Here is a 15,746-nt window from a genome sequence, read left to right as displayed (position 1 = left end):
AATCATGCTTAAATCATGCTTAAATCATGCATAAAATCAGGCTGGCACAATCAGTGAACGCTGGCGAGCCTTTGCCACATGATCAGGATGTACCTGATACCTGGCAAACGGTTCATCACCCTGCATATCAACCGGGCTGATAATCAGGGCCAGCAGGCGGTTTGTGCCAGGTTCACGCAAGACGCTGATGGTGACGCCATCAAAATCCACAGGTGAGCCATAAGCCAGTGCCACCGCACCCATCAGGTCGCCTGACATTTCAATCACATCACCACCGGATGGCTGAGTAGTTTTTTCAGTCGCTTTGTCTACATCTTCCATCATCATCAAAACCCCGCCTTGTCACCACGACGCGATTTGAAAGCCGCATCGGCTGCGTCCTGTGCGCCTTCACCACCAGGTTCGCCACCAATGGTGGCAGCACCCACCTGTGCCGCATTACGCAACAGCTCACGCGCCACAGCCAGCGCCTGGTCTATGTTATCCGCCGGCTGCATGCCGGATGCATCACCAGCGTCGTCGGCAGCAGACGCATCTGCCTCCATCCCCATTGCAGATGACGCAGAAGGTACCGACGATGCACCTGAAGCAGAATCCTGCGTGCCGACACTGATATTGCCGTCTTCATCTATTGCTATACAAACCGAAATCGGAGTTGCCATGATTGTCCTAAAAAGAAAAACCCCGTTGGTTTAGCAACGGGGTTTTGAATATGTATCTGTGCCTTTATGCAAAAAAATCACATAAGAAAAAAGCCCACCGAAAAAATTCGGCAGGCTTAAAATTAGGCGCAGCTATTACGTGTATCAGAATTCAGTGTAAGTCGGAATATTTTGACGGGCAAGTCATTTATAAAGAATTTTATAAATTATTTTTACCGCCTTTTTTTCTGACAATTTTCACGCGACCATCGTTTACTTCAAGGCATAGGCGTCAACAAAAACGCATGTCGTGCGCCGTTGATTTTACCTGTGCCGGCGATCTGCCCTGCGTCGTTGAGGTAAATATAAACGCCATCAATTTCTGTCAATTCTGGCAGTAGTGTATTCAGATCGATGATGCTGCCATTATTAAACAGGACTGGTCGACGATCCGAATTGCCAGGTACGGTGTAATAGCCAATGATCTGGCCGCTGGCGTTGATGGAATACGCAGCGCTGTTACCACCTCTCGCCACTGGTGAACCCAGGTTAGTCATCTGGCCTGCAGAATACAAAAAGGCCCGCACATCACCACCAGCCGTCATTGATTGCCCCACCACCTGGCCCAACTGATTGACGCCATTGGCATAACTGGTTTTTCCGCCCAGTGTACCCAAGTCATGGAATTGATAGCCATCGTATAAAAATGCATGTGTTGCCGTGCCATTGTAAGATGACCCGACTATCTGTCCTGCGTCATTGATGGCGGACGGTACACAGCCGCCCGTGGTGGACAGTGAACCTATGCTGTTCATGCCACTGCCATACGAAACAAAACACTGGTTCTGGTTGCTGGCACTGCTCGAAACACCGGTAATTACGCCCGATGCATTGATCGCTACCGCTCTGCCAAAGCGCCCACCCAGCGTACCCAGATTCACCATGCCATTCGTGGTCGCAACAAAAGCCCGTTCGTCATAATTTGCCAAAATGGTATAACCCACCACCTGCCCACTATTGTTAATGCCATAGACCAGATTGATGCCGCCATCAATACTGCCCAGATCGGTGGATGTCTGGCCGGCAAACAGGCCGACATGCATGCTGCCATCAGCCCCCAATATCGCCCCGGCAGATTGCCCCTGCGCATTCACCACCAGTGGTGCGCCTATGCCACTACCCACTTTGACAATCTGCCCGCCCCTACTTAAAAACGGATAAGGCTGACCATCAGCCTCCGTAGAAAAGCCAGCCACGCGCCCATCTGGCGTCAGGCCACGGGCATTGCTGGTGCCACCGGCAAAGGCACCCAAATCCGTCAAGCGCCAGCTCGCCGCGCTGGCTTGCGGCGCTGCCATCAAACTGGCCAGCATTAATAAGACACTGCCCAGGGCAGTCAAAAATTGATCGTGTTTCATTTTTAATCCTTAAATAGATTTGAAAAACAGCATGAGCGTGAAAAAGACCGCCTTGCCAACAATGACAATGCGGTAGAAAAACCAGGAGAAAGATGCAGAAAAAGCGGAAGAAATGCAGGAAGAAAGACAGGAGCAGAAAATAGAAAACCCGCCAGCAAAGGGCGGGTTTTTATCGCTTTAAGACACAATGTAAGACGCCGTATAAGACGCCATATAAGACGCAACAATGACGTGTATCAGAAACCAGTGTAAGCCGGAATATTTTGGTGGTCAAGCACCTGAAAACAGCGCATGTCGCCACCGCGCCGCAGGGCAGCCGAATACTTTGTAACAAAGCTGAAATACAAAAAAATCAAGCTTCAGTTACTATATACGCCTCTATCCGCCCATTGAATAAAGGCGCAGCCAGACGATCATGATGTCAAAGACTCCCCTGCCCGTGCAGACCGGCCCCCATTAATGCCCATCCATCAGTTATTCACAAACTTGCAGAAGAACAGGACAAGCTATGACAGAAGATGATATCCGCAACAATGCCTTCGCCATGCCCTATACGAATTCGGCTTTCCCCCCCGGGCCGTATCGTTTTACGGACAGAGAATATCTGATCATCACCTACCGTACCGACCCCGATTTATTAAGAAAAGTGATTCCCGCGCCGCTGCAAATGGCAGAGCCGGTCGTCAAGTTTGAATTCATCAATATGCCTGATTCAACCGGCTTTGGGCATTATTGCGAATCCGGTCAGGTGATTCCTGTCACGCTGGATGGGGTGGCGGGCGGCTATGTACACAGCATGTACCTGAACGACCACCCGCCGATTGCCGCAGGGCGTGAGTTATGGGGCTTTCCTAAAAAACTGGGCGAGCCAGAATTGCGGGTACACAAAGACACGCTGGTGGGTAGCCTGGATTACAGCGACATCCGCGTGGCAACCGGCACCATGGGCTTTAAACACACCACGCTTGATCCGGTTGCGGTCAAGGCTGGCATGAGCACGCCCAGTTTCTTGCTGAAAATTATCCCGCATGTAGATGGCACACCGCGCATCTGCGAGCTGGTGCAATACAGCCTGACCGATATCGTCATCAAAGGTGCCTGGGGCGGCCCCGGCGCACTCGATCTCTTCCCCCATGCACTGGCACCGGTGGCAGCCTTGCCGGTGCGAGAAGTACTCTCTGCAGTTCATATCCTGGCCGACCTGACACTGCCTTATGGCAGCGTTGCGTATGACTACCTGGCGAAATGAAACAGTCCACTAGCCCTTAAAAAATAACCTCCATCAATAAAGGAAACATCATGTTACTCAAAGACAAAGTTGCTCTGATCACCGGTGCCGCCAGCGGTATTGGCAAAGAAATCGCCATTGAATACGCCAGGCAAGGTGCCAAAATTGTCATCGCCGACATGGCGCTGGAAGCCGCCACCGCCACCGCCAAAGAAATTGAACAGTCAGGCGGTACCGCCATGGCCGTGGCCATGAATGTCACTGACGAAGCCCAGGTCGATAAAGGCGTGGCCGACGCCGTTGCCGCCTACGGTACTGTGGACATCCTGATCAGCAACGCTGGCATACAAATCATCAGCCCCATCGTTGATTTAAGCCTAGATAACTGGAAAAAACTCACCGCCATTCACCTTGACGGTGCCTTCCTCACGACCCGTGCCTGCATGCGCGCGATGATAGCGGGTGGCAAGGGCGGCGCTGTTATCTACATGGGTTCGGTGCATTCACATGAAGCATCGCCATTAAAAGCCCCTTACGTCACCGCCAAACATGGCTTGATCGGCCTGGCCAAAGTGGTGGCCAAAGAAGGTGCCAAAGACAATATCCGCGCCAACGTCATTTGCCCCGGCTTTGTCCGCACCCCATTGGTGGACAAGCAAATCCCGGAACAGGCAAAAGAACTGGGCATATCAGAAGCCGACGTGATTAAAAACGTCATGCTGAAAGAAACCGTCGATGGCGAATTCACCACCGTGCAAGACGTGGCACAGACAGCGCTGTTCCTGGCCTCATTCGGTTCCAATGCATTGACAGGGCAATCGATTACTGTCAGCCACGGCTGGCATATGAGTTAAAGCCGGTTCGCCACCTTCGCCATGCGCCGCGTGACGAGTATCAATTCACGGTCATGGCGAATATTCTGGCGAATATTTAAGCGAACAAAATATGACTAAAATCAATTTAAAAACAATGACTTATATTGATTGTTGCAAATCGCTTGGCGAATAATTTGGCGCATGATTTGGCGAATCAGCAGGCAAACGACAACTTAAAATTTTGCACTTAATGTTGAATCGCGCCAGGCACTGCTACCCGCAGTGCATGGCGCACTTCAACATCAAGCCGAGCGGCTTGAACTGATCTTCAGCCCAAAGCAGCCCATCTCAACACCCCTTAAATTCCCGCTTGCGGCATTCCTCCGCCATGGTGTTTGCCTGAATCACCTGGGCTGATGTCATTCTTTGCTTCACGATGGGCAGGTTGTCGATGCCATTGGCGTTACCGGCCTCCATGGCCAGCTTGAACCACATGTAGGCACGCACGTAATCCTGCGCCACACCCTGGCCCTTGTCGTACTTGGACCCCAGGTTGTTCTGTGCCTGCGCGTCACCCTTCTCTGCCGCCAGGCGATACAGCCTGACTGCTTCCACCGCGTCAACCGGCACGCCTTTGCCTGTTGAATACATAAAGCCAAGATTGGATGCGCCACGGGCATCTCCCTTGGCGATAGCCAGCTTGTACCATTTAATGGCTTCGGCAGAATTTTGCGGTACGCCAAAACCGTTTTCATACATCCATGCAACACCCACCTGGCCACTGGCTGCACCTTGCGCGGCCGATTTTTGATACCAGCGCATCGCGGCCGCATAATCTTTTTTCACGCCCCGGCCATTTTCATACATGGTCCCCAGATTGGTCTGGGCGCTGGTATTACCCTGGTCCGCCGCCAGTTGGTACCACTTCACGGCAGCCGCATCGTCACGGTTGACGCCACGCCCCTTGTCCAGCATTAAACCGACAGAGAACTGGGCGTCGTCATCGCCTTTTTTGGCCACCTCCAGGTACAGGTTGTAGGCCTCTTTCAAATCCTTTTTGATACCTCTGCCCGCTTCCAGCAAACCCGCCAGATTGTAGATCGCGACCGGTTGCCCCTTGGCAGCTGCCTGGCGATACCACTTGATACCCTCGGCAATATCTTGCGGCACGCCGGTTCCATTGACATACATGACACCAAGATTGGTCTGCGCACCAGCATGCCCCTGTTCAGCAGCAAGGCGGTACCATTTGACGGCTTGCTGAAAATCCTGCGGTACCCCACACCCTTTTTCAAACATGGTACCAATATTGAATTGCGCGGTGACATAGCCTTGCAACGCCGCTTTTTGATACCAATTGAGCGCTTCGCCCTCATCCTGTTTCAACCCATCCCCCACAGAATAACGATACCCCAGATCATTTTGCGCCCAGGCCTGCCCTTTGGCCGCCTCGGCCTTCAGTTCGGCCAGAGTCCAGGTATGCTGTTTTTTTGTGGCGGCTTGATTGCCATTGCTATTGTCGGCCGCCCAGGCGCTAATGGATTGAGTCAGCAAGAACATTGATATCAGCAATGCCGGCAGTGCCAGCACCGGGATGGAAGCTGGTTTGAGTGCGTTCTTCATTTTATCTCCGGCGTGTGGAAGCTGGTTTTTGCGCCAAACCTACAAATATTACCTCTATTATTACTCAGGGGCAATTCTTGAAACTGCTGTTCCAGCACGTCACCGCCAGGGCTTCAGCCTGCGTTTTCTGTTCTGGCGTTAACATTTTGGCGGCGATGAAACGGTTTTCGACCGGTGACAATTCACCCGCCATAGCACCCAGGGTAAACCACATATAGGCTTTGACCATGTCTTTTGGTGTGCCGGTGCCCATGGCATATTTGATGCCCACCGTATTCTGTGATGGCAGATGACGCTGTTGCGCCGCCTTCAGCGCCCACTTGAAGGCTTCTGCATCGTCTTGCCTGACACCGCGCCCGGTTTCATACATATCGGCCAGGATCAGTTGTTCGTTCAGATAGCCGCGTGCCGCCATTTCTTTCACTTCCAGGAAATTGACTGGCATGACTGGCTTGACGTTCGGTATCAGTCGCACCTCTTTCGCAGGCACATCCCTGGCTGCCGCATTGGCTGGTGCATTGGGTGATTCCGCCGGGTTTGCCATCAGCAAAGGGCAGGCGCTTGCCAGCATGGCCGCCAGCAGCCTTGCTTTCAATCCAGCATGCGGGTAATCAGATGTTGTCATTATTGCGCTCATGAAATCATGCTGGCGATGAGCCTATCCATCTGCCCGCCACCACGCATCACCATTTACTAATCAGCCCAATCAGCCCAATCAACAATTTACCATTTTGGTGCAATATGCTCGCCCGGCAAAATCGCATACGGGTCAGCCCAACCCGGCAAGCCGCGCAGCCTGTCCAGCCAGGCACTGATATGGTTAAAGCGCCCCACGATAGGGTAGCCAGATTCTGCTTCCGGGTAGAACAGGTAAGCACACATGGACATGTCAGCAATCGTCGGGCTGTCACCCACCATGTAAGCCCGGGTTACCAGGTGCTTGTCCACAATCAGAAAAGCATTGTCCATGCGCTGACGCAACCAAGCCATGACATTGGCGTCTGGTGCAGCCGGGCCAAAGGATTTCATGAAGCGATGGCTGGCGAAATAGCTGGTGAATTTGTGGTTATCAAACAAAATCCAGCGCAAGATTTCACGCTTTTCTTCTTCTGTCTTGCCACCATAGGCACCATGTTTATCCGCCAGGTAAGTGAGGATGACGCCCGATTGCGTCAGGCGCAGGTCACCATCTTCCAGTATCGGTATCTCCCCCAATTCATTGCTGTTTTCACGCCATGTTTCATCGCGTGAAATGCCCTTCATGAAATCCACAAATTCAGCTTGCCAGGGCTGGTTCAGTGCTTGCAACAACAGGGCAACCTTATAGGCATTGCCAGACTGGCAGATACTGTGCAGCTTGTACATGATGATTTTCCTTCGTCAATGAAGTCAGAAAAGGCATCATACCAAAAATTTTAGCTGCGCCAGGGTAAAACAATTCCACGCACAATTCATGTAAGGCAATGTCTTACATGGGCCCTGCGCATGCCGGACAACTCTCGTTGCAGAACCACATCCGCACAATTGTGCTGCGTCTGTCGTAAGCCGACTTTTCAACACGGCCCAATGTTAAACTATGCTAGCTCAACGCATACTGACTTCAACTTTACAAAATAAAATCAACAGATATCTCAAGATGAAACTCTTAGCTTTTATTTCTTTTATTTCCGCAGTTTTCGCGTATTTACCAAGCCAACAAACCCAGGCCGCTGAGGTAAGCGTTCACTTGAAACTGATCTCTCCACAGATGCTGGAAGTCGCTTATCAATTGCCGCAAACATGTGATGCCATCCCTTTTTTGAATCAAGGAAACCTGCTCAAGTTCGGCACGGTGATTCGATCAGCCTGGCAAGCCATAGATGACTGTGGCACGGCAGACGGCACCACATTAAGAAAAATCAACAAGGCATGTACCAGCATACGCTTCCACGTACCCGCAACAAGCAAGTTTTATGACCGCGTTTCGCCCGGTTCTTTCCCTATGGGTGAAGGTATCTATGCACACACATCCAACTATGCAATCAGCGACAAATGTGGTGCTGTCGGTTATCAATTTTCAGCACCAGGAAGTATCGCATTCAAATCCCGCGTCTTTCACAATGCAGCTTCATATGATGACTACGATGGGCAATATATGGCGGTACTGTTATTGCAAAAGCAGATTTCGTCGGAAGCTGGTGCCATCAGCTATTTCAACCCAGCGCTGGGGACAGAGAATAGTCAACTGCTACAAGAAATAAGCGACCAGGCCATAGATTTTTATCATAAGGGATTACCAGATATCGCTTTTCGCAAACCCATCATCGCAGCAACTGTAGAGCAGAATGGCGGCGCGCTCAATTTTTGGGGTGATGCCGGTGATATCTTGCGCCTTGCCCTGTATAACTGGCCTCAGCACCCCACCCCAGGTACAGATGCGCGACTAAGAAAATTTGTCTGGCATGAATTTGCCCATCGTTTTCAACCGCCCCCTACAAAGGAAAACGGTCAGAGCGCCCCGTTTATCGTCGAAGGGGGTGCAGAATATCTGCGCTGGACAGCAAGTGTAAAGACCAGGTGGGTGAGTCCAGAAGAGGCAGCAACAGAACTCAGTACGGCCATTTCCAATTGCATTTCCAAGGCTGGTGGCTATAGCTGGAAGGCATTACCAGACAATATGGTCAACAGCGGCGCGATGCCGTATGAGTGTGGTTTGGCACTGCATGTCCTGGGTTTGGGGGTGCGCCAGAACGATGCCAGCCCCCTACAGCAAATAAATGACTACTACCAGGTATTGAATACGCGGGACACCACCATCTTTGAACAAGCCATGGAATGCGGTACGAAGAAAGACTGCACACCGCATTGGCTACCCAGGCTACTCGGTGATCAAGCCATGTCAACTGTCTGGCCCGAATTTCTTGCCAGTACACAATTAGCCAAACCCGCTCCGCCACCGCCATCACAACACCTGAATATCCAGCGCATGGCATTGGCAAGCTTAATGGAAGAAAACTGCAATGGCGATGTCAGCTTTTACACTGACAAAGATGTCTTCACCATAGGAGAAATCAAAGGGTGCAAGGTATTTAGAGAAGGGATGAAAATTATTCAAATGGAAGGAAAAAATATATCCGGGCCCTTGCTACTGGTCGATGAAATGACACAAGCCTGCCTATCTCGCGGCAATGTAAGCCTGGGCCTGCAAAACGGAGAAGCCATTGCCGTGCCATGTAAAAGGGCCTTTAAGATACCCCAATTTTATGCTGTCGATATGAAACGCCTGATGCAGAAATTGGATTTGTATCAATGAGGATGCCATCTTCAAATGCTGGAACCAATAAACGCGCTTCAATTTCCATTGACCTGGCGCAGGGCCAGACATAGCATCTGGCGTTACGATCTTGCACCTACACCCGCCCCTTCAAAAACCCCTCCGTCTGCGGGTCAGACGGGTAAAACAATTCCACGCACAGTTCATGCAGGGTAATGTCACGCGGGCTGCCGAAGGTGGTCAGGGTGGTGAACAGGGATAATTGCTGGCCATGCAGATCCAGCACACAGGGTACCAGCAAGGCGGGTTCTGTGGCTGTTGCCATGGCATTGCCGGGTGTGGATTGTTTCAGGGCTTGTACGTTGGGGTAGGTATTGATTTCTTCCAGCAAAGCGACGATGCTTTCGTCACGGGCGTTCAGCATCAGCCTTTGCAAGACTTGCAGCAGGTAGCTGCCCCATTCATCAAAATTTTTGGTGTAGGCGGCAAAGCCTTGCGGATGCAGGCTGGCCCGGAACATATTCATCGGCTGCGCGCTTAAAGAGGCAGGCAGCAAACCCATCAGCGCAGCGGCAGCCTGGTTGTGCAAGACCACGTTCCAGTGCCGGTCCAGCGCCACGCCGGGGTAAGGGTCATGCGTATCCAGCAGGCGCTGCACCGCTGCCCTGGCTTGCGCCATACGTGCCGAATCCAGCCCTTGCTCGCTATAGCGTGGCGCATAACCGGCGGCCAGCAGCCAGGTATTGCGGGTACGCAGGGGCACATCGAGTTGCGCCGCAATTTGCATCAGCAAATCTGCACTGGGGGTGGAACGCCCGGTTTCCACAAAACTTAAATGCCGTGGCGAGATGTTGATGTCCAGCGCCAGGTCCATCTGGCTTAATTTGCGCAGCGTGCGCCATTCGCGGATCAGCGAACCGACGCTGCCGTCGTGGTGAGCATTGCTGACAGTTCTGGCGCGGGTGATGGAATTGCTTGCATTGGTGGCGACGGTCACGGTTTTCTCCTGTTGGCGATGGTCAAATTATGCGCTCTCCATCAAATCATTTCCATTACCTCTGAGGTAATCGACTTGCTGCGCTAGCAGAGCGACACTGCAATCCCCTCAACTGAAATTGGAGATCCATCATGTCTAGCACCCTGTCAAACTCAACATCCTCTGCCAATGCTACCACTGCCAGCCAGGTTGCGGCTGCCGGTATCTCTTTACGAAAAATCCTGATGTTTGATGCCCTCACCTGCGTCGCCATGGGCCTGTTGCTGGTCAGCGCGTCTGGCTTGCTGTCTGGCCTTTTGGGCCTGCCCAAGGATTTTGTGTTGCTGGCCGGCGTCGCCCTCTTCCCCTGCGCGGCACTGATGCTGCTGACCAGCCGCATAGGTACACAGGCACAACCACCGGCAGCGCTGGTGTGGCTGGTCATCATCGGCAATACTGGCTGGGTCATCGCCAGCCTGCTGACGATGGAACTGTGGTTCAGCCCCACCACCCTGGGCATCTTATTCATCCTGGCCCAGGCGGTAGTGGTCGTGGTGTTGGCCGTGCTGGAATACCGTGGCTTGCGCAGGTCCTAAGCTAAACGGGGCAGATCTGAGCTGAGCTAACATTCAGAGCCGGGCAAGCACCGCTACCCGGCATGCCCGTCTATTCTGTCGTCAGGACGCATCTCGGTCATAGAAATGCGTTCTACACATCATCTCCGTCACCTCAGTCACTTCGCCCTTTGGCCCTGTTTCCGACAGCAAGCTATTACCGTGGCAGAACCAGGCCTTCGGTCAGCACGATAGAACCTTCGGTGGCTGCAATGCGGAGCTTCTTCACCTCGGTATATTCGGGCGAAAAGTAAAAGCGCTCGACATCGGCCAGGCTGGGGAATTCGACCACGACGATCACCGCCTGCGGATTACCTTCGACCTTTTGCGCATTCGCATTGAAGACGATGGCCTTGCCTTTGTATTTGAGCGAGATCGGGCGGACAGCTTCCCGGTATTTCTGGAACATCGCCTGATCACGGATCGTGAAGTTGGCGATGAGATATCCAGGCACCGCACTGGCAGCATTTGCCGTCGTGGCGGGTGCAGGCTGCGAAGGTTCCACATTCTGCGCCTGCCCGGCGGTGGCGGCGAATGCGGTGCTGAGTCCGATGCTGATGCCAATGAAGGCGCGGGCAATGTGTTTGTTCATCACAATTTCCTGTTGCGTTGCAGATTAAAAAAAACGAGCCGTCCGTCGGGCGTTGCGGTTCCTCGAAGGTGATACGTTCACCGGGTTTCAGTCGGGTTTCTACCTAATATCGCAGGCCTATTGCGCTGGTCAACAGCGTTGGCAAACGCGGGCGCAAGTGACGGTAGGCCCGGCTCGTCCATGCCCCGTCAGCAGTCCGGCAGGGTCGTGATCAGAAGTTGCCGTCGGTGGATGTTGAAAGCGCTTCCAGGGCGTGCACGGCCTTCAGCCTGGCTTGCACCGCTGGCGCGATCATCGCGATTGCGTCGCTTCCCGCCACGAACAGGCGTGGTGGTGTTTCCATACCCACGAGTTGCACCAGAACCTGACCCAGCTTGTCGGGATCACCGGGCTGCTTGCCAGCGTAGGCAGACAATGCCTCTTCAGCGCTCACCTCGACTGCGGCGTAATCGTCGATACGATGGCTGGGCCATTTGACATTGGCGGCGTCCAGCAGATCCGTGCGGAAGAAGCCCGGTTCAACCACGGTGACCTTGATACCGAATTTTTCAACTTCTTCGGCAACGCTCAACGACAGGCCTTCGACGGCAAACTTGCTCGCACCATAGGCACCACAGTGCTTCATCCCGACCACACCAGCCACCGAACTGATGTTGATGATGTGGCCCGAGCGCTGCTTGCGCATGGCCGGCAGCGCTGCCCGCATCACATGACTTACGCCCCAGAAGTTGGTGGCGAACTGCTGCGCAATCTCTTGCGTCGTCAGTTCTTCGAAGTTACCAATCAGGCTGTAGCCAGCATTGTTCAACACCACGTCAACCCGGCCAAACTTGTGCACAGCCTGATTCACAGCAGTGAAAGCCTGCGCCTCGTCAGCGACATCCAGTTGGAGAATCTCCAGCTTGTCGGTCGCCACGCTGTGCAGGGCATTGCGGAGTTTCTCTACATTCCTGCCGGTAGCGACAACACGGTCGCCAGCCGCCAGCGCGGCCCTGACAGTACCGGCACCGATGCCGCTGCCTGCGCCGGTGATAAACCAAACTTTGCTCATGACGTGTTCCTAATGATTACTATGATTGCTGTGACTATTATGCGTATTGTGATTGCCGTGATTGCTGTGATTCCTGTGATGGCTGCGATGACCTGGCACCATCGACCAGTGGCTGCCCAAGCAGGCTGGCAAGATGCTGGCGCAGCCTTTCGATGTCACCTGGCACATCAGGGGCCTTCACGACATCGTGGCAAGAGAAGGATGGTAAGATATCCATTCCACAGAATTTGTAGTTGGCAGTATTGAAGGCAAACACATCGTCCACCGATTTACCTTCGAACAAGGTTTGATGCGGGTCGTTGAAAGCCTCCCGTGGCGCGTTCCAGGTCAGCGAAAGCATGTACTGTTTACCCTGCAGCAGACCACCCGTGCCGTACTGCCTGGTCGGGTCTTCGCGGGTACGGCCATCGCCAGTCAAAAACCCACCCTGCATCATGCCTGCGGTGAACACTTCATCCACATACTTTTTGTAAATCCAGGGCATGCCAAACCAGTAGACAGGCGACTGAAGAATGATCAGGTCCGCCCACAGGTGCTTTTGCACCTCGGCATCGATGGCATAGCCTTTTTCGATGTAGGTCTGTTGAAATGCGAAACCGCGCTTTTCCATTTCTTCCTGTATGACGCCAGCCATGGTCTTGTTCAGTCCACCGGTGGAAAATCCTTCATAAAACTGGTGTGCATTGATGAGTAACACGTTCTTCATTAGTAAGCCCTTCTTGATGCCCGCAATCGACCTGCAACGGCACCATGCCCTTGCGGCATACGAGCCACTTCCATGAAGAAAATTTTATCCCGGCTGACGCAAAAGCTGCTTACCCAATCCAATGAGAAAATTGCCTAAAATGATGATTTGGCAGGTATTGCCATGGCATACAGACATCGGCTGTACTACCCGAAAAACAAGACAATCCATCGCATTCAACGCCCGCAGGCACCCAATGACAGCCTTACCAGGAAGAACAGCTACTTGCTCAAAACGATGGCAAAGCCAGGCCGCCATGCCAGCATTGTCATGCTTTTGCAGAAGCGCAACGACGGCGCTGATGGCAGGTATTGACGGTGTGGACTTGGGTGTAAGACTTGGCTTTGTGGATGGCGTTGCAAGCCATGGGGCGACGGGATGCGGAGATGGCATTGCTGTAGTCCGCGCCGGGTTTGAATTGCGCTTAGCTAAGCGCTATTCAAGGCCGTGCCACCACCGCAATCCCGGCATGTCCGCCGATGGCAAACAGGTGTTTGCCATCGGCAGTCGTGGCTTTTAAATCGACATCGTTGTTGATGAAACCAAACGGTGTCATGCTGCTGGCCAACGGTAGCCATTTCAGGTCAGAAGCCCCGGGGTCACGCGTCCAGTACCACTGTATCAGCCCATTGCCGCTGTCTGGCAAGCCTAAAAAGACAAAACTGCCGTAGGGTGATGCAGCCTCTGCGACATCTTCATTGACTACACTTTTCAGCAGGATGTTGTCATTCTCTGCAGGGCTGCTACCATCTGGCCATGGCAATGTGCGCCATACCGTACCGCTGGGGTTGGATAGTTCCAGCAAGGGACGGCGCTGTTCTTCGAATTTATCAGGCGTTTTTGCATCCCTGATTTTTTCCGTCAAGATCCCCGCCTTGATAACGCGACCATCTGCCAATATGGCATGGCTACCACCCACACCACGCGATGGTGCCGAGGTATCCCAGCTACTGGTACCAGGGTTATAGATTTCATGCCGTCTGGCTGGCAGATTGGGGCCAAAACCGATATAGATCGGTGTGCAACTCACGCAGTCTGCCGGGCGGGCTGCCACCACTTCTGACTCGACCTCGCCACCCGCCACAATGGCACGACCATCACTAAGGACACGGCCAACAAATTGCACACGCTGGCGTTGCAGACGCGGTGCGGCTTCCACACCCTTGGCACTTACCCACAATACCTGAGCGTTTTCACCGATCAGCCAGCCACGCCCGGCCTGCGCGCCGATCAGGCGCATGCCGCTTCGCCGGGCGTCAGACGCGTTATCGCCAACGTTGAACGTCCCGGGCAAGCGACGAAAGACGCCGGTTTTGGCATTCAGCACACCCAGCCAATGCATGTCCGGCCCTTTGCCATTTTCGACATGGAGTAGCAATTCGCCGTCATTCAGCCAGGCCAGTTGCGCCTTGTCGGCAGTCACTGGCAAGGCTGGCAAGCTACGTACCAGGCCAGTGTCGAGTTGCACCGTTTCCAGCAAGCGGCTGGGCAAGGCTTGCTCGCTGCCAGTAAAACTATGATGCAATTGCCCACCGGCGAACATCAGTTGACCCTTGTGTTCTGCAAGACCGCCATCCACCTGCATGGTCCAGGCGGCATCGCGCTTGCCGCTGGCGTTCAAGTCCAGTGGGATGATGCTCATGCCTTCTGAACGACGCCCCCAGGATTCATCCGAACGCGGTCTTGCACGGCTACCAGAAATCACGGCCAGACGATTATTCGTCAGCGGGATCAGGGCGGCCCCCTGCCTTTGCATGGCATGCTGGCCCACCAGTACAGGCTTGTCACCCGCATCGCCAGGGTGCCAGGCCAACACGGACGGGAAATACCCCCCAGCCAGCAACACGGTCGCTTTGCGGCCAGGGGCTTCATTCAACATGACGCTGCTGTGCTCAATCATGGGCACAGGCAAGTCGGGGCCGGCAGTCCATTTTTTGGTTGTCGGATTCCAGATTTCAGTGGTGGATGCCGCATTACCACCATCGCCGCCGCTAGCCCAGACACGGCCATCCGGCAACAAGCTCAGCGCAGGCTTGATACGCTGCTGCGCGAACTCAGGAAGGGGATACCAGCGCTTTTCCTGTGGTTCATACAGAAAATTAGCGTTGTAATATTTTGCCCCGCACAACATCACCCTGCCCTTGCCCAGATGCAGCAAGCTATAGCCAGAACTGCCGTCACTATTACCAACGGGGACAGGCAGGGGTGGCAATATTTCAGACTGTATCTGCTCATTTGCATCCAGCCACAGCCTTTCAACACGCACGGTATTGGACATATCCTTGTTGTCTGTCCAACTACGCCCGCCCACCACCATGATGCTGCCATCCGCCAGCGCCACGACCCTGGGGCCAAAGCGTGGCACGCTGAGCTTGCCACGGATGACCTTGCCACCCGGCCGCAGCAATTCCACACCCGCGCCCACCAGCCAGGCACCGGCTTCGCTAAGTGCGGCACCGTAGCTATTTGGCTTGTCGGATACGTTGCCACCACCCTTGCTACCGAGTATGGTGATCAGGTTGCGTTCTGGCTGTTCCGGGTACACGCGCATCGCTTGCCGCCCGGATGACACATTGAAGAACAGCGCACTGCCATCGCCCATCACCAGTGGTGCAGCCAGTTGGTCAGCATTCAATTGCGGCTTCATCAGCAGTTGCTCGCGGGCCAGTGGTGGTGGTGAAGGCAAGTCAGCGAATGCCGGTGTCGTCGATTGCAGGGCAAGCAAGGCAAGCATTGCTGCAGTCAATCGCAGCGCGGGGGAAGATGTCTGAACAAATATAGCTTTCATGA

At 53.7% G+C, this 15,746-nt stretch carries 16 protein-coding genes; 4 read left to right on the top strand and 12 right to left on the bottom strand.

The genetic code is table 11. The features are described 5' to 3' along the window. Nucleotides 1-36: 36 nt before the first annotated feature. The 3 genes from ACO0LM_RS22910 to ACO0LM_RS22900 form a co-directional block, all read right to left on the bottom strand. Complete coding sequence (locus ACO0LM_RS22910) at nt 37-327, bottom strand: hypothetical protein (protein ID WP_423040282.1); 291 nt, start codon at nt 325-327, stop codon at nt 37-39. Beyond that, on the bottom strand, nt 327-662 hold the full coding sequence (locus ACO0LM_RS22905) for a hypothetical protein (RefSeq protein WP_423040280.1): 336 nt from the start codon (nt 660-662) through the stop codon (nt 327-329). Before ACO0LM_RS22905 ends, ACO0LM_RS22910 begins: the two co-directional genes overlap by 1 nt. 257 nt (nt 663-919) lie before the next feature. Next, nucleotides 920-2,059, bottom strand: a complete 1,140-nt coding sequence (locus ACO0LM_RS22900; protein ID WP_423040278.1) for a hypothetical protein — start codon at nt 2,057-2,059, stop codon at nt 920-922. Nucleotides 2,060-2,567: 508 nt separating this feature from the next. Here ACO0LM_RS22900 and ACO0LM_RS22895 point away from each other — a divergent pair. Next, entirely contained in the window at nt 2,568-3,308 is a 741-nt protein-coding gene (locus ACO0LM_RS22895; RefSeq protein ID WP_423040276.1) for an acetoacetate decarboxylase, read from the top strand. 50 nt (nt 3,309-3,358) lie between these two features. Next, the gene (locus tag ACO0LM_RS22890) at nt 3,359-4,141 is read left to right on the top strand and encodes a 3-hydroxybutyrate dehydrogenase (protein ID WP_423040274.1); all 783 of its coding nucleotides are present in this window, start codon (nt 3,359-3,361) and stop codon (nt 4,139-4,141) included. 309 nt (nt 4,142-4,450) lie between these two features. On the opposite strand, the gene ACO0LM_RS22885 is transcribed toward ACO0LM_RS22890, so the two are convergent. The 3 genes from ACO0LM_RS22885 to ACO0LM_RS22875 all read right to left on the bottom strand — a co-directional run bounded on the left by ACO0LM_RS22885 (nt 4,451) and on the right by ACO0LM_RS22875 (nt 7,090). Then, entirely contained in the window at nt 4,451-5,725 is a 1,275-nt protein-coding gene (locus ACO0LM_RS22885) for a tetratricopeptide repeat protein (protein ID WP_423040272.1), read from the bottom strand. A gap of 64 nt (nt 5,726-5,789) precedes the next feature. Next, complete coding sequence (locus tag ACO0LM_RS22880; RefSeq protein WP_423040270.1) at nt 5,790-6,350, bottom strand: tetratricopeptide repeat protein; 561 nt, start codon at nt 6,348-6,350, stop codon at nt 5,790-5,792. Between the two features lie 98 nt (nt 6,351-6,448). Further along, complete coding sequence (locus ACO0LM_RS22875; RefSeq protein WP_423040268.1) at nt 6,449-7,090, bottom strand: glutathione S-transferase family protein; 642 nt, start codon at nt 7,088-7,090, stop codon at nt 6,449-6,451. Between the two features lie 361 nt (nt 7,091-7,451). Between ACO0LM_RS22875 and ACO0LM_RS22870 the strand changes: the two genes are divergently transcribed. Next, complete coding sequence (locus ACO0LM_RS22870; protein ID WP_423040266.1) at nt 7,452-9,017, top strand: hypothetical protein; 1,566 nt, start codon at nt 7,452-7,454, stop codon at nt 9,015-9,017. Between the two features lie 97 nt (nt 9,018-9,114). Here the strand turns inward: ACO0LM_RS22870 and ACO0LM_RS22865 are convergent, their stop codons facing one another. After that, entirely contained in the window at nt 9,115-9,975 is an 861-nt protein-coding gene (locus tag ACO0LM_RS22865; RefSeq protein WP_423040264.1) for a helix-turn-helix domain-containing protein, read from the bottom strand. 131 nt (nt 9,976-10,106) lie between these two features. Between ACO0LM_RS22865 and ACO0LM_RS22860 the strand changes: the two genes are divergently transcribed. Next, on the top strand, nt 10,107-10,550 hold the full coding sequence (locus tag ACO0LM_RS22860) for a hypothetical protein (RefSeq protein WP_423040262.1): 444 nt from the start codon (nt 10,107-10,109) through the stop codon (nt 10,548-10,550). 175 nt (nt 10,551-10,725) lie between these two features. Here the strand turns inward: ACO0LM_RS22860 and ACO0LM_RS22855 are convergent, their stop codons facing one another. The 5 genes from ACO0LM_RS22855 to ACO0LM_RS22835 form a co-directional block, all read right to left on the bottom strand. Continuing rightward, nucleotides 10,726-11,160: a DUF1330 domain-containing protein gene (locus ACO0LM_RS22855; RefSeq protein ID WP_423040260.1), complete on the bottom strand. Its 435-nt coding sequence runs from the start codon at nt 11,158-11,160 to the stop codon at nt 10,726-10,728. A 211-nt stretch (nt 11,161-11,371) separates the two neighbouring features. After that, complete coding sequence (locus ACO0LM_RS22850) at nt 11,372-12,211, bottom strand: SDR family oxidoreductase (RefSeq protein WP_423040258.1); 840 nt, start codon at nt 12,209-12,211, stop codon at nt 11,372-11,374. A gap of 37 nt (nt 12,212-12,248) precedes the next feature. Continuing rightward, entirely contained in the window at nt 12,249-12,917 is a 669-nt protein-coding gene (locus ACO0LM_RS22845; protein WP_423040256.1) for an NAD(P)H-dependent oxidoreductase, read from the bottom strand. An 84-nt stretch (nt 12,918-13,001) separates the two neighbouring features. Then, nucleotides 13,002-13,349: a hypothetical protein gene (locus tag ACO0LM_RS22840; protein ID WP_423040254.1), complete on the bottom strand. Its 348-nt coding sequence runs from the start codon at nt 13,347-13,349 to the stop codon at nt 13,002-13,004. A 46-nt stretch (nt 13,350-13,395) separates the two neighbouring features. Further along, a complete protein-coding gene (locus ACO0LM_RS22835) occupies nt 13,396-15,744 on the bottom strand; it encodes a hypothetical protein (RefSeq protein ID WP_423040252.1) in 2,349 nt (782 codons plus the stop codon). Between the last annotated feature and the right edge of the window lie 2 nt (nt 15,745-15,746).

The organism is Undibacterium sp. Di26W, from assembly GCF_049340265.1.
Taxonomy (GTDB): Bacteria; Pseudomonadota; Gammaproteobacteria; order Burkholderiales; family Burkholderiaceae_D; genus Undibacterium.
The sequence above is the reverse complement of the archived record's forward strand: the minus strand, read 5'-3'. Positions and strand labels throughout refer to the sequence as shown.

Bases quoted from the DNA above. Each gene is read 5' to 3' on its own strand.
- ACO0LM_RS22910 (WP_423040282.1), bottom strand. From the start codon at position 327: ATGATGATGGAAGATGTAGACAAAGCGACTGAAAAAACTACTCAGCCA.
- ACO0LM_RS22905 (WP_423040280.1), bottom strand. From the start codon at position 662: ATGGCAACTCCGATTTCGGTTTGTATAGCAATAGATGAAGACGGCAAT.
- ACO0LM_RS22900 (WP_423040278.1), bottom strand. From the start codon at position 2,059: ATGAAACACGATCAATTTTTGACTGCCCTGGGCAGTGTCTTATTAATG.
- ACO0LM_RS22895 (WP_423040276.1), top strand. From the start codon at position 2,568: ATGACAGAAGATGATATCCGCAACAATGCCTTCGCCATGCCCTATACG.
- ACO0LM_RS22890 (WP_423040274.1), top strand. From the start codon at position 3,359: ATGTTACTCAAAGACAAAGTTGCTCTGATCACCGGTGCCGCCAGCGGT.
- ACO0LM_RS22885 (WP_423040272.1), bottom strand. From the start codon at position 5,725: ATGAAGAACGCACTCAAACCAGCTTCCATCCCGGTGCTGGCACTGCCG.
- ACO0LM_RS22880 (WP_423040270.1), bottom strand. From the start codon at position 6,350: ATGACAACATCTGATTACCCGCATGCTGGATTGAAAGCAAGGCTGCTG.
- ACO0LM_RS22875 (WP_423040268.1), bottom strand. From the start codon at position 7,090: ATGTACAAGCTGCACAGTATCTGCCAGTCTGGCAATGCCTATAAGGTT.
- ACO0LM_RS22860 (WP_423040262.1), top strand. From the start codon at position 10,107: ATGTCTAGCACCCTGTCAAACTCAACATCCTCTGCCAATGCTACCACT.
- ACO0LM_RS22855 (WP_423040260.1), bottom strand. From the start codon at position 11,160: ATGAACAAACACATTGCCCGCGCCTTCATTGGCATCAGCATCGGACTC.
- ACO0LM_RS22850 (WP_423040258.1), bottom strand. From the start codon at position 12,211: ATGAGCAAAGTTTGGTTTATCACCGGCGCAGGCAGCGGCATCGGTGCC.
- ACO0LM_RS22845 (WP_423040256.1), bottom strand. From the start codon at position 12,917: ATGAAGAACGTGTTACTCATCAATGCACACCAGTTTTATGAAGGATTT.
- ACO0LM_RS22840 (WP_423040254.1), bottom strand. From the start codon at position 13,349: ATGCCATCTCCGCATCCCGTCGCCCCATGGCTTGCAACGCCATCCACA.
- ACO0LM_RS22835 (WP_423040252.1), bottom strand. From the start codon at position 15,744: ATGAAAGCTATATTTGTTCAGACATCTTCCCCCGCGCTGCGATTGACT.